Here is a 13,506-nt window from a genome sequence, read left to right as displayed (position 1 = left end):
GTAGCGACTGGTGGCTTCGGTGGAGCAGACAGATGTCGCGATCGTCGGCGGCGGTCCGGCCGGCCTTGCCGCGGCGGAGCGGCTGTCGCACGACGGCCATGCGGTGACCGTCTACGACGCCATGCCGACCGTCGCCCGCAAGTTCCTGCTTGCCGGCAAGTCGGGCCTCAACATCACCCATTCCGAGCCGTTCGAGCGCTTTGCCGAACGCTTCGGCAGCGCTTCGCCACGCCTTCGCGCCGCACTCGATGCCTTCACCCCACAGGAGGTCCGCGACTGGGCCGCAGGGCTCGGGACGAAAACCTTCGTCGGTTCGTCTGGCCGCATCTTCCCCGAGGTGATGAAGGCTTCGCCGCTCCTGCGCGCCTGGCTGCGACGCCTCGATGCGCAGGGTGTCGTGATCCGCACCCGCCACCGCTGGACGGGCTTTGCCGGTGGCGACCTCCTCTTCGAAACGCCGGACGGCAAGAAGCGCGTCGCGAGCAAGGTCACCCTCCTCGCCCTCGGTGGCGCAAGCTGGCCGCGGCTGGGCTCCGACGCCGCCTGGATTGCGCCACTTACCGAAAAGGCCGTCGACATCGCCCCCTTCCGGCCTGCCAATTGCGGCTTCGATGTCGCCTGGAGCGAGAGCTTCCGCGAGCGCTTCGCCGGCGAGCCGGTCAAGGCTGTTACCGCCTCCTCGACTTCCGGCACACTGCCAGGCGAATTCGTCGTCAGCTGCCACGGCATCGAGGGCAGCCTTGTCTACGCCCATTCGGCGAGCCTGCGCGACGCGCTGGAGCGGGAGGGCCATGCCTGCCTCTTCCTCGATCTCGCCCCCGGACGAACGCCCGAACGGCTTGTCCGCGACCTCGCGAGACAGATCCCGAAGGCAAGTCTTTCGACGCGGCTCCGCAAGGGTGCCGGGATCGAGGGCGTCAAGGCCGCGCTCGTCCGGGAGCTCGTCCCCGCCGCAGGCAAGGCGACGGCGGAGGGACTGGCCGCCGTCATCAAGCGGCTGCCGATCCCGTTGCTTCGACCGCGACCTATCGCCGAAGCCATCTCTTCCGCCGGCGGCATTCGCTGGGAGGCCGTCGACGAACACTACATGTTGAAGGCACTGCCGGGCGTCTTCGTTGCCGGCGAGATGATCGACTGGGAGGCGCCGACCGGCGGCTACCTGCTGACCGCCTGCCTTGCCACGGGAAAGGCCGCCGCCGTCGGCATGGAAAACTGGTTGCACGACCGAGCAAGTGCCGGTTGAGCGTCAGACACGCATTCCACGTCAACATTTGCCCGGTTTTCGACGAAGGCTGACGCATGACTTGTGCATGCGCGCGATTGACAACCGGCCGCTTTAGTCAGAACACTTTAGCCGTCTGGACAGACAGCGTAGAGGGGGCATGTCGATGCGCAAGTCTATCGGTTTCTTCGTTTTTGCCTTCAGCCTCTTGGGTTCGGCCCTTACGGCCGGCTCCGCCGAGCCGACACGCTCGGTCGTCATCACCAGGGACGGCGACTATTTCGGGTTCGATCTCAGGACCGAGCAGAATGTCTCTCTCGACCAGTGCCAGAAGAGCTGCATCGCCGACCAGTCCTGCCGCGCCTTCACCTACAACCCGAAGGTGAAGTGGTGCTTCCTGAAATCCGACTTCAGCCGCCTCGACACCTTCCCCGGAGCCATCGCCGGCAAGATCGTCGTCACCGCCGCCGAACCGGACATCGGCGCACCGTCCCGTCTGCCGTTCGTCTCCGACCAGCTGCGCCAGGATGCGCAGGCGATGCGCGACAATCTCTCGATCACGGAGGATCAGCAGCAGCTCGGTCAGGCCGGCCTCCTGATGCTCGCCAACAACGAACTCTCCGCCGGCAACTACGATTCGGCACTCGCCGTTTTCAAGGCAGCACTGTCCATTACGCCGGACGATGCCGGCCTCTGGACGGAAACCGCCCGCTCGCTCAATAGCGTGACCGGCCGGACCGACATCGCGGCCGAGGCCTCCGCAATGGCGCTGAACGGCTACCAGCTCACCCGCACCGCGCAGGCGCGTGCCGACGTGCTCGCCGTGCTCGCCAAGTCCTTCGAGAACAGCGAGAACTACCGCGCCGCGCTCAGCGCCTACAAGGCGAGCCTCGCACTGGTGACGGCAAAGACCGTCCAGACCGCCTATAACGAGTTGCGCGAGACCAAGGGCTTCCGCGTCGTCGAGCATACGATCGATACGGACAGCGCGACCCCGCGTGCCTGCGTCCAGTTCTCCGATCCGCTCGTCAAGCGTGGCATCGACTATGCGCCCTTCGTCCTCCTCGACGGCGCTCCGGCCAAGGCGGTCGAGGCCAAGGACAACCAGATCTGCGTCGAGGGCCTGCAGCATGGCCAGCGCTACACCCTCGCGCTGCGCGCCGGCCTGCCCTCCTCCGTCGACGAACCGCTGCTCTCGCAGGTCGACCTCTCGATCTACGTCCGCGACCGATCGCCGACCGTCCGTTTCACCGGCGACAGCTTCGTCCTGCCGTCGACCGCCCGCCGCGGCATTCCGATCGTCTCCGTCAACACCGACAGCGCCGACCTCAAGCTCTACCGTATCGGCGAGCGCAATATCGCCCCGATGCTCGCGCAGTCGAGATTCCTGACCCAGCTCGACGGCTATGATGCGAGCCGGATCGAGGACGAATCCGGCGAACTCGTCTGGCAGGGCAAGATCGAGATCACCAGCGAACTCAACAAGGACGTCGTCACAAGCTTCCCGGTCGACGAGGCCCTGCCGAAGCGCCAGCCGGGCATCTATGTGCTGACGGCGGCAGCGGCCGGCAGCCGCGTCGAGGACTGGAACCAGCGCGCCACGCAGTGGTTCCTCGTCTCCGACATCGGGCTGCAGACCTTTGCCGGTACCGACGGACTGAACGTCTTCGTCCGCTCGCTCGCAAGCGCAAAGCCGCTTTCCGGCGTCGAACTGCAACTGCTGGCGACCAACAACGAGGTTCTCGGAACTGCCGTGACCGACGCCGACGGTCACGCGCGCTTCGACGCCGGGCTGATCCGTGGCGGAGCGGCACTCGCGCCCGCCGCGATCACCGCGAAGAACGGCGCGGACGACTACGTTTTCCTCGACATGAAGCGGGCCGGTTTCGACCTTTCCGACCGCGGTGTCACAGGGCGTCCGGCGCCGGGCGCGATCGACATCCTGCCCTGGACGGAACGCGGCATCTACCGGCCCGGCGAGACGGTCCATGCCGCCGCGCTGGCCCGCGACACCGGCGCAAGCGCGATCACCGACCTGCCGCTCACCTTCGTCTTCACCCGGCCCGACGGCGTCGAATACCGCCGCGTGGTGGAGACGGACTCGAAGCTCGGCGGCTACACCGTCGACCTGCCGCTGCTCGCAAGCGCCATGCGCGGCACCTGGACGATGCAGATCTACACCGATCCCAAGAAGGCGGCGATCGGCCAGAAACAGTTCCTCGTCGACGATTTCGTGCCCGACCGTATCGAATTCGACCTGACGAGCGAGGCGAAGGACGTCGCGATCGGCACGCCGGTCACCGTCGACGTCGACGGCCGCTACCTCTATGGCGCGCCGGCGGCGGGCCTGGCGCTCGAAGGCGAGGTCAATCTGAAGCGCAGCCGCACCAGCGCTGCCTTCGAAAACTACCTGTTCGGCCTCGTGGACGAGGAGACGGACGAGGAAACGCGCCTGACGCTCGAAGACCTGCCCATCCTCGACGAACAAGGCAAGGCGAGCTTCGACGTGTCGCTGGACGAGGTTCCCTCGACGACGCAGATGCTGAACGCCGATGTCGTCGTGCGCATGCAGGAAGGCGGCGGCCGCGCCGTCGAGCGGACGCTGACGCTGCCGGTCCGCCCCGAGGGGCCGATAATCGGCATCAAGCCGGAATTCTCCGGCGATCTCGCCGAGAACACGCAGGCCCGCTTCCACGTGATCGCGATCGACGCGGAGGGCAAGAAGCAGCCGCTTGAAGGGGCCAAGTGGCGCCTCGTCAATCTCGAGCGCAATTACCAATGGTATCGGGACGGCAGCTCCTGGAGCTACGAGCCGATCATCACGACGAAACAGATCGCCGACGGCACCGTCGACATCACCGCCGACGGTGCCGCAATCTCGGTGCCGGTCGCCTGGGGACGCTATCGCCTCGAGGTCGAGTCCGCCATGGCCGATGGACCTGCGAGCAGCGTCGAATTCGAGGCCGGCTGGTACGTCGAGGCAAGCTCGACGGAGACCCCGGACGCGCTGGAAATCGGCCTCGACAAGGAAAACTATGCGATCGGTGAGACGGCCAAGCTCAAGGTGTCGCCACGCTTCGCCGGTGAGCTTCTGATAACCGTCGGCACCGACAACCTGATCACCACGCAGACGGCGGAGATTCCCGCCGAAGGCGGCGAGGTCGACCTTCCGGTCACCGACAAGTGGGGTGCCGGCGCCTATGTGACCGCGACCCTCTTCCGCCCCGGCGAGGCCCAGGAGAGCCGCATGCCGATGCGGGCGATCGGCGTGACCTGGCTTGCCGTCGATCCGGGCGCCAACAAGCTCGAGGTCAGCCTCGCGCCGCCGGAAAAGACGCTGCCGCGCCAGCCGCTCACAATTCCCGTTCAGGTGAAGGGCGCCGGCATCGGCGAGGAAGCCTATGTCACGGTCGCCGCCGTCGACGTCGGCATCCTGAACCTGACGCGTTACCAAGCACCCGATCCGGAGGACTGGTATTTCGGCCAGCGCCGTCTCGGCCTCGAGATCCGCGACCTCTACGGACGCTTGATCGACGGTTCGCTGGGCGCCATGGGCCGGCTTCGCACCGGCGGCGACGGCGCGCAGATGCCGCTGCAGGGCAAGCCGCCGACAGAAAAACTGGTCGCCTTCTTCTCCGGTCCGCTGAAACTCGACAGCGAAGGCAAGGCGGAGGTGAGCTTCGACATTCCGCAGTTCAACGGCACCGCCCGCGTCATGGCGGTCGCCTGGAGCAAGGCCGGAATCGGCCATGCCGGCACCGATGTCGTCATCCGCGATCCGGCGGTCGTCACCGCCAGCATGCCGCGGTTCCTGAGCCCCGGCGACGAAAGCCGGCTGAGGCTCGAGATTGCCGCGACAGATGCACCGTCCGGCGACTACCAGCTTGAGGTCACGACGAACACTGCGCTTGCTATCGACACCTCGGCCGCGAGCCAGACGGTAAGCCTGACCCAGGGCGGCAAAACCGCGATCAACCTGCCCCTCACCGGTACCGAGGCGGGGACCGGACGCATCGACATCGCGCTCACCGGCGCCGGACTTTCCATCGACCAGTCGCTGGAAATCCCGGTCCGTCCGGCCACGCTGCCGGTCGCCGAGCGTCGCACGCTGACGATTGCCGCCGGCAAGAGCCTGATCGTCGACGGCGAACTGCTTGCCGACAGCATCCTGCAGGATGCCTCGGTCAGCCTGAACGTCATGCGCGCCGAAGGCTTCGACATCCCTGCCCTGCTGATGAGCCTCGACCGCTACCCCTACGGCTGCGCCGAACAGACCACCAGCCGCGCCCTGCCGCTGCTCTATTTCAACGAGTTGTCTGCCGTCTCCGGCCTCCCGCAGAAGGAGGAGATCACCAAGCGCGTGCAGGATGCGATCTACCGCGTCCTCTCCTACCAGTCGTCGAGCGGCAGCTTCGGCCTCTGGTCGCCGGGTTACGGCGATCTCTGGCTGGATTCCTACGTAACGGACTTCCTGACCCGTGCCCGCGAGCAGAATTTCGAGGTGCCGGACCAGGCAATGATCCAGGCCCTCGACAATCTGCAGAACCAGACGGGCTACGACATCGACGTCAAGGACCGTGGCGACGAGCTCGCCTATGCGCTCTACGTGCTTGCGCGCAACAAGCGGGCGGCGATCAGCGACCTGCGCTACTATGCCGACACCCGGCTCCAGGAGTTCCCGACGCCGCTTTCCAAGGCGCACCTCGCCGCGGCGCTTGCGCTCTATGGCGACGGCCAGCGCTCCAAGGCGATCTTCACCGAGGCCGCTGGTATGACCGAAAAGGCCGTTCTGACCAAGGTCAGCTTCAACTATGCCGACTACTACGGCAGCGCGCTGCGCGACGGCGCGGCGATCCTCGCGCTCGCCGCCGAGAGCCGGCCGGTGCCGCCGATCCTGTCGGGGCTCACCAAGACCGTCTCCCGCGAGCTTTCGACCAAACGCTACACCAGCACACAGGAGCAGACCTGGACTCTGCTCGCCGCCCGCGCACTGCAGAAGGGTGACGATGCGCTCAAGGTCGACGTCAACGGCGCGAGCCATACCGGCGGCTACATGGCGACCATTCCGGGCGACCAGCTGCTCGCCCAACCTGTCGTGCTCACCAACCGCAGCAGCGCGCCGATCACCGCGGCGGTGACAACGGTTGCGGCGCCGAAGGAACCGCCGCCGGCCGGAGGCGAGGGCTTCACCATCGAGCGCACCTACTACACGCTCGACGGCGAGGAGGCGAACGTCACCGAAGCACAGCAGAACGAACGCTATGTCGTCGTTCTGTCGGTCACCGAAGCCGATAGCTGGCCCTCGCAGATCCTCATCACCGACCTCTTGCCGGCGGGTTTCGAGATCGACAATCCGAGCCTCGTCGACAGTGCCCAGCTCGAGAATTTCGACTGGATCGGCGAAACCGAGGCGGCGCATCTCGAATTCCGCAACGACCGCTTCGTGGCCGCGATCGACCGGCCTGCCGACAATGACGAGGAAATCACCCTCGCCTATGTCGTGCGCGCCGTGACGCCGGGCACCTACGCCCATCCGGCGGCGCAGGTCGAGGACATGTACCGGCCGGAATACTCCGCGCGGACCGCCACCGGCCGCATGGAGGTCAAGGCGGCACCCTGATGCCCCGCTGGAGGAAGATCGCTGCCGTTGCCGGCCTCGCCATTCTCGTGGCGGCGGCCGGGGTCGGCGGGCTCAATGCGCTCGACAAGGCGTATCCGCCACCGATTGCCGCCGAGGACGCCGTATCGGTGGAGTTGCTCGATGCAGACGGCCAGTTGCTCCGGGCCTTCGCCACCCCCGAGGGGCGCTGGCGGCTGAAGACGACGAGCGCCGACGTAGATCCACGCTTCGTCGAAATGCTGCTCGCTTACGAGGATCGTCGCTACTACGACCATCCGGGTGTTGACGTTTTCGCGCTCGCCCGTGCGGCGTTGCAGTTTGCCTCGAACGGCCGCATCGTCTCGGGCGGCTCGACGCTGTCGATGCAGGTCGCCCGCCTCATGGAACCGCGCCGCGAGCGCTCGTTTCCGGCGAAGTTCCTGCAGATCCTCCGCGCATTGCAGATCGAGCGGCGTCTGTCGAAACAGCAGATCCTCGACCTCTACCTGACCCACGCCCCCTATGGCGGCAACCTCGAAGGCGTGCGCGCCGCGAGCCTCGCCTATTTCGGCAAGGAGCCGAAGCGGCTGACGGTCGCCGAGGCGGCCCTGTTCGTGGCCCTGCCGCAGCTTCCAGAGATGCGACGTCCCGACCGCAACCCGGAAGCCGCACGCGCCGCGCGGCAACGCGTTCTCGAACGCATGCAGGCCAATGGCATGATGGAGGCACGCGAGGTCGCACGCGCCGGCATTGCACCGGTGCCGAAGGAACGGCTGGCGCTGCCCGCACTCGCCGCCCATCTGGGCGAAGCGGCGCGACGCGGTGATCCGCAGGCTCGCATTCATCGCTCGACGCTGCGGAAATCCGTACAGGCCGAGCTCGAGACGGTCGCCCGGCAGGCGGCCGTCGACCTGCCGGCGCGGACCTCGCTCGCCATGCTGATGGCTGACGCCACAACCGGCGAGATCGTCGCCGAGGTCGGCTCCGCCGACTATTTCGATGCCGCCCGCTATGGCTGGATTGACATGACACGGGCGAAACGTTCACCCGGCTCGACCCTCAAGCCCTTCATCTACGGGCTCGCCTTCGAGCAGGGGCTGATCGCGCAGGAGACGATCGTCGAGGACCGTCCGGCCGATTTCTTCGGCTACCGGCCGCGCAATTTCGACATGACCTACCAGGGCGATGTCAGCATCCGCCAGGCACTGCAGCTGTCGCTGAACGTCCCGGCCGTGCGCCTGCTCGACGCCGTCGGCGCGGCCGAACTCCTTTCGCGGCTGCGCCGCACGGGTGTACGGCTGGCGCTGCCGACGGGTGAAGCGCCGGGCCTTGCGATCGCGCTTGGCGGCGCTGGTGTCACGCTGAAGGACCTCGTCCAAGCCTATGCCGCGCTCGCCAATCGCGGGTCGCCGATCCGCCTCGGCGACGGAGTCCGCGACACTGCCGAAACAGTCATCGACGGCGCGCCGATGCTGGAACCGGTCGCCGCCTGGAACGTCGCCGACATCCTGCGCGGCGTCCTGCCGCCACTCGGCAGCCGGCCGCTCGGCATCGCGTACAAGACCGGGACCAGCTACGGCTACCGCGATGCATGGTCGGTCGGCTATGACGGACGCTACGTGCTCGGCGTCTGGGTCGGACGACCCGACAATGCCGCCGTTCCGGGCATCACCGGCTACGGTTCGGCCGCACCGATCCTCTTTCAGGCTTTCGCCAAATCCGGTGTCGGCGGCACACCGCTGCCCTCCCCCCCCCCCGGTGCGGCAAGAATCGCGCAGGCCGATCTGCCCTCTGCGCTCCGACGGTACTCGATGGGCGCAAACGGCCTGCTCTCGACCTCGACGCGGGAGAAGGCGCCGCGCATCGTCTACCCACCGGAAGGCGCCCATGTCGAACTCGGCACCGGCCCCGACGGCAAGCCGCTCCCCCTCGTCGTCAAACTGCAGGCCGGCCGCGCGCCCTTCCGCTGGCTCGCAAACGGTGTCCCGCTGGGCGACCGCTCCCGCAGCCGCACGACGCAATGGACGCCCGAAGGGATCGGCTTCTCGACGCTGACCGTCATCGACGCAGCCGGACGGGCAGCGAGCGTCGGGGTATTTCTCCAATGAAGACGGCCGTTCGCCGCGGTTGTAACGGTATGGCACGCGGCAGGCTGTAGCGGCCACCTCACGCCCGTGTTCACTGAACGTGAGCGCGCCATCCCGTTTACCTGATTCAACTTTCGCGGTTAACAACCGCTCTTTCCAGCTGCGGCACGCCCCGTTTGCCGCTATCTTGAGTGGCCGGCCAGACAGTCCTCAACACGGAATACGGGAGGCGGCGGATGAGACTTGCACGGCTGACAATCGGGGTCCTACTGGTCGGGCTTGCGCTCTTCGTAATCATCGGAGAACATTTGGCCGGTGCCAGCGCGGATGCGGTCATCAATGCCAGGCTGACCGCAGCGAGAGCACCGATTGCCGGTCTCCTGACCTTTGACGCGCCGGTCCTCGGCGCAAGGGTGCGCGCCGGCCAGACGCTCGGCTTCATCGACGACGATCTCGCCAACAATTCGCGGCTTTCGGACCTCGTAGACGAGAGGGCGAGAGCCGAGGCCGAACGCGCGCGGCTCGAAAACGCACTCGGCGCGGTTCGCGAGGCAATCGCGAAGCTCGAGGAGCGCGCGGGCCTTTACCGGAACCAGAGGCTCGAACAGATGACGGCGGAGCTCAGGGCCTCCAAGGCTGCGGAAGAGGCATGGCAGGCGCAGATCCACCTCTACCAGCACATGCTGGACCGGGCGACCAAGCTCACCACGACCGGGGCCGAACGGATGAGCGAGCTCGAACAGGCCGAATCCCGCCTACAGGTCGGCCAGCGCGAACTCGAAAGGGCGCAGGCCGAAACCGCGGCCACACAGGTCAGCCTCGATGCCGTCGAGCGCGGCGTCTTTCTCGGCGACGGCTACAACGACGCTCCCTACTCAGAACAGCGGATCAGTGAACTGCGGTGGCAGGAATCGGAACTGACGACCGCGCTTGCCGCACAGGTCGCCATCCTCGCGGCACAGCGCGAGCGACTGAATGCCGAACGCCTGCGATTTGCCCGGACCTCCCACGCCAATCTCTCCGCCAATGTCAACGGCATCCTCTGGACGCTAATGACGACCAGCGGCGAGCGCGTGGAACAGGGGCAGGATCTCTTCCAGCTGGTCGACTGCGATTCCACGATGGTCACGCTGAGCGTGACGGAGAGCACCTACAACACACTTACGCATGGCCAGCGGGCGCAGTTTCGCCCGACCGGCGAAACGCGGGTCTTCGACGGTACCATCATCCGCCTCGCAGGGCCGGGCGCGCAGGGCGTCTACCGAAATCTCGCGGTCGCGGCGAGCCCGCGGCATCTGGAGCGGTTCGACGTTACTCTTGCCGTCCCCGGCCTATTGAACGATGACAAGCTGCGCTGCGCCATCGGCAGGACAGGCCGCGCATTCTTCGAGGCACGACCGCTCGACTGGCTGCGGCAGCTCTGGCGATAGCCGATGCTCGAACTCCATCCGACCGAGCAGCAATCGGCTTACGCGGTGGTGGCGATCGTCTTCGGCGTCGCTCTCGTCACGCCTTTCGTGTTGCGCCGGGAGACGGTCTCCCACCGGGTTCTGATCTTTGCCGTCGCCATCGTCCTCTCGGCCCGCTACATCGTCTGGCGCGCAACCGAGACGCTCGCGCCCTTCGGCGCCACCTGGGACTGCCTCGTCACCTGGAGCTTCTTTCTGATCGAGGCCGCGGCCCTCGTCTCCTCCTTCAGCGCCTTCGTCATCCTGATGCGCCGCAAGAACCGCTCTCCGGAGGCGACGGCGGCCCGCAACTGGTGGCGCCCCGCCCCTCCTCCCAAGGTCGCTGTGCTGATTGCCACCTACAACGAAGAGAAGGAGGTGCTCGCCCGGACGATCGCCGGCGCCAAGGCGCTCGAGCACCCGCACACCGTGGTCTACGTCCTGGACGACGGCCGGCGCGACTGGTTGGCGGACTACTGCCGCGAGCAGGCGGTGAACTACCTCCGCCGCCCGGACAACAAGGGCTCGAAGGCCGGCAATCTCAACCATGCGGTCGCGTGGCTCACCGAGCGTGGCGAGGTTCCCGACTTCGTCGCGGTCCTCGACGCGGACTTCGTACCGCACCGCAACTTCCTCACGCGGGCGCTCGCCCTGTTTCATCGCCACAACGTCGGGCTCGTCCAGACACCACAGCACTTCTTCAATCCGGACCCGATCCAGCACAATCTCGGACTGAGCCGCTCCTATCCCGACGAGCAGCGCTTCTTCTTCGATCACCTGCAGCCGAGCCGCGACGGCTGGGACATCGCCTTCTGCTGCGGCACCTCCTCCGTCGTCCGCTGGACGGCACTCGTCGATGTCGGCGGTTTCCCGACCGAGAGCGTAACGGAGGATTTCCTGATGACGCTGGTGCTGGAGGCCAAGGGCTGGCACACCGCCTACCTCAACGAGGCGCTGACGGAAGGTCTCGCGCCGGAGGGCCTCAGAGAATACGTCACGCAGCGGGCCCGCTGGTGCCTCGGCCTGATGCAGATCGTCCGCAGCGACTATGGCCCGTTCTCGTTGCGCATGCCTCTACGCCTGCGCGACCGCTGGAGCGTCCTCGACAGCCTGCTCTACTGGGTGACGACTTACCCGTTCCGTCTCGCAGCCTTTATCTATCCCCTGCTCTACTGGTATTTCGGCACGATTGCGGTCTATGCCTCCGTGCCGGAAATCCTTTCCCATTTCGGCGCCTATTACGTCTGGACGCTCTTTGCCCTGAACTTCATCTCGCGCGGCCTCGTCATCCCGATCGTCAACGACGTCAGCCAGTTGCTAGGCGCGATCCCCATCATCCGCGCGACCTGGACCGGCCTCATTCGGCCGAAGAACCGCAGTTTCAAGGTGACGGCGAAGGGCGGAGATCGCAGCCAGTTCGTTGTGCAGTGGCGCATGATGGCGCCGTTCCTCATTCTCGCTGCGCTGACGCTCGTCGGCCTCTTCGTCGGCTTCCTCTCCGACCGCTTCGTCTTCAGCGATGCTGGAGAGGGAAAGTCCATCGTCCTCTTCTGGAGCCTCTACAACCTGATGACGCTTGCCGTGACGATGATGGTCTGCGTGGAAATGCCCCGTATCGAAAGCCATCTCGACGACCGGCCGCAGCGCGTACTGATGCGCCTCGACGACGGCCTCCACCGCGTCTGGCTCACCGACCTGACCCAGCAATCGGCGCTTGTGCGCGGCGTGGTTCTGGCGGAGGGTTCGCCTGTCGAAATCTCGGTGCGGGATGTCGGTGACGTCTCGGGCTATGTCATCGAGACGACACCCGACGGCGGCCTGATCTCGCTCGACACGACCGACAGGCAATACGAGGCGCTGCTTCGCAGGCTCTACGCCGAAGGCTCGGCGCCGGGTGTCACGCGAACGAGGATCGGCGCGATCCTGCACGATCTCGTCTTCGGTTCTCACGTCCGCTAAACCTGTCGGGTTCAATGCCGGTGGAGCCGCGTCTGGAGACGCACGATCGCCGCCGTGATCATCTGCAATTCGCGCGTGCGGTTGGTGTCCGGCGGATAGACCTCCGCACCATCGGCAATCTTGCTCGTGGTCCGCGCCAGCACACCGAACGGACGGATGAAGGATTCCACGAAGATCATCGTCAGCAACAGCAGCATCAGCCCGAAACTCGCGAGATAGAAGATCATGCCGCGCGACAATTGCTCCGCCGGTGCCACCGCCAGATCGGCAGGAACGCGGGCAACGAGGCTCCATCCGAGCGACGGCAGGTCGCGATAGGTTATCTCCGGCACCGCGGCGCTGAAATACGACCTGCCGTCCGGCCAGCGTTCGAGGGTGACCATCGATGCGCCTGCCCGTGCCGCCTGCAGGCTCGGCAGATCGGGCGCATCTTCCGCCCGCCCGCGCGTCTGCATGAGCACGGCGCCGGCAGAGTCGATGAGCACGAGGTCGATATCGAGTGCCCTCGCCATGTCGCGCAGCAGAATCGTGGCCGAGGACAGGTCGAGACGAACAGAGAGCACCCCGCGAACCTGACCGTCTGCGTTGCGCACCGGCGCTGCGAAGATCAGAGAGGACCGCGAGCGGCCCTGCCCTGACACCGTTGACACGGTTTCCCGAACGTCCTCGGCAGTCGGTTTGCTCAAACCCGTCCGGAACCATGAGGTGGCGGAAACACTCTCCCCGAGCATGACGTCCGCGTAGGATGCCTGGATCGTCCCGTCCAGCCCGGCAAAGCCGGCCCAGGAGAGCCCGTTTCCCTCGCCAACCAATGTCTGCAGCTTCGTCCGGATTGTTTCCGTATCGTCGGCGCCGACCTCCTGCGCCAGAACCTTCAGGCGCGACCACGCGTCGTAGAGACCGTGCGCAAGCGCGGTCTGGACACCCTCGGCGCGGACGCCGATCTCCGTCGCCGTGTTGTCACGGCCGTAGGTCTGGAGCCGCTCGCGCATCAGGAAGAACAGCATGAAGCCGACCACGAGCGCGCTCACCGCCACGAAAGCGAAGGTGACGGCGGTGAGCGACGGTGCCTTCCGGTGCAATCTCCGTGTCGGCATGTCAGTTGTCTCCTCGCCCGTTTCCAACCAAAGAGAGAATAGCGCCACCAGTCCGCCATGCAAGGGACGCGGAATCGTCTTTTCGCATCAGCCA

6 protein-coding genes are annotated in these 13,506 nt (G+C 66.3%); 5 read left to right on the top strand and 1 reads right to left on the bottom strand.

The window, feature by feature from the left end:
- The first annotated feature begins 19 nt into the window (after window positions 1–19).
- From H4I97_RS05420 to H4I97_RS05400, 5 genes are all read left to right on the top strand, one after another.
- Entirely contained in the window at window positions 20–1,243 is a 1,224-nt protein-coding gene (locus H4I97_RS05420; RefSeq protein ID WP_182306902.1) for a TIGR03862 family flavoprotein, read from the top strand.
- A 145-nt stretch (window positions 1,244–1,388) separates the two neighbouring features.
- Entirely contained in the window at window positions 1,389–6,842 is a 5,454-nt protein-coding gene (locus H4I97_RS05415; RefSeq protein WP_378143600.1) for an alpha-2-macroglobulin family protein, read from the top strand.
- Window positions 6,842–8,929 (top strand): penicillin-binding protein 1C, encoded by a 2,088-nt coding sequence (pbpC, locus tag H4I97_RS05410; protein WP_182306900.1) that lies wholly within the window; start codon window positions 6,842–6,844, stop codon window positions 8,927–8,929. Before H4I97_RS05415 ends, pbpC begins: the two co-directional genes overlap by 1 nt.
- Before the next feature lie 215 nt (window positions 8,930–9,144).
- Window positions 9,145–10,338 (top strand): HlyD family secretion protein, encoded by a 1,194-nt coding sequence (locus tag H4I97_RS05405; protein WP_182306899.1) that lies wholly within the window; start codon window positions 9,145–9,147, stop codon window positions 10,336–10,338.
- A gap of 3 nt (window positions 10,339–10,341) precedes the next feature.
- Window positions 10,342–12,315 (top strand): glycosyltransferase, encoded by a 1,974-nt coding sequence (locus tag H4I97_RS05400; protein WP_182306898.1) that lies wholly within the window; start codon window positions 10,342–10,344, stop codon window positions 12,313–12,315.
- A gap of 11 nt (window positions 12,316–12,326) precedes the next feature.
- On the opposite strand, the gene H4I97_RS05395 is transcribed toward H4I97_RS05400, so the two are convergent.
- Window positions 12,327–13,412 carry a cache domain-containing protein gene (locus H4I97_RS05395; protein WP_182306897.1) on the bottom strand — a complete coding sequence of 362 codons (1,086 nt, stop codon included), beginning with the start codon at window positions 13,410–13,412 and terminating at the stop codon, window positions 12,327–12,329.
- Window positions 13,413–13,506 lie beyond the last annotated feature (94 nt).

Source organism: Ciceribacter thiooxidans, from assembly GCF_014126615.1.
GTDB classification, from domain to species: domain Bacteria; phylum Pseudomonadota; class Alphaproteobacteria; order Rhizobiales; family Rhizobiaceae; genus Allorhizobium; species Allorhizobium thiooxidans.
This window is presented reverse-complemented; position numbering and strand designations above follow the sequence as displayed.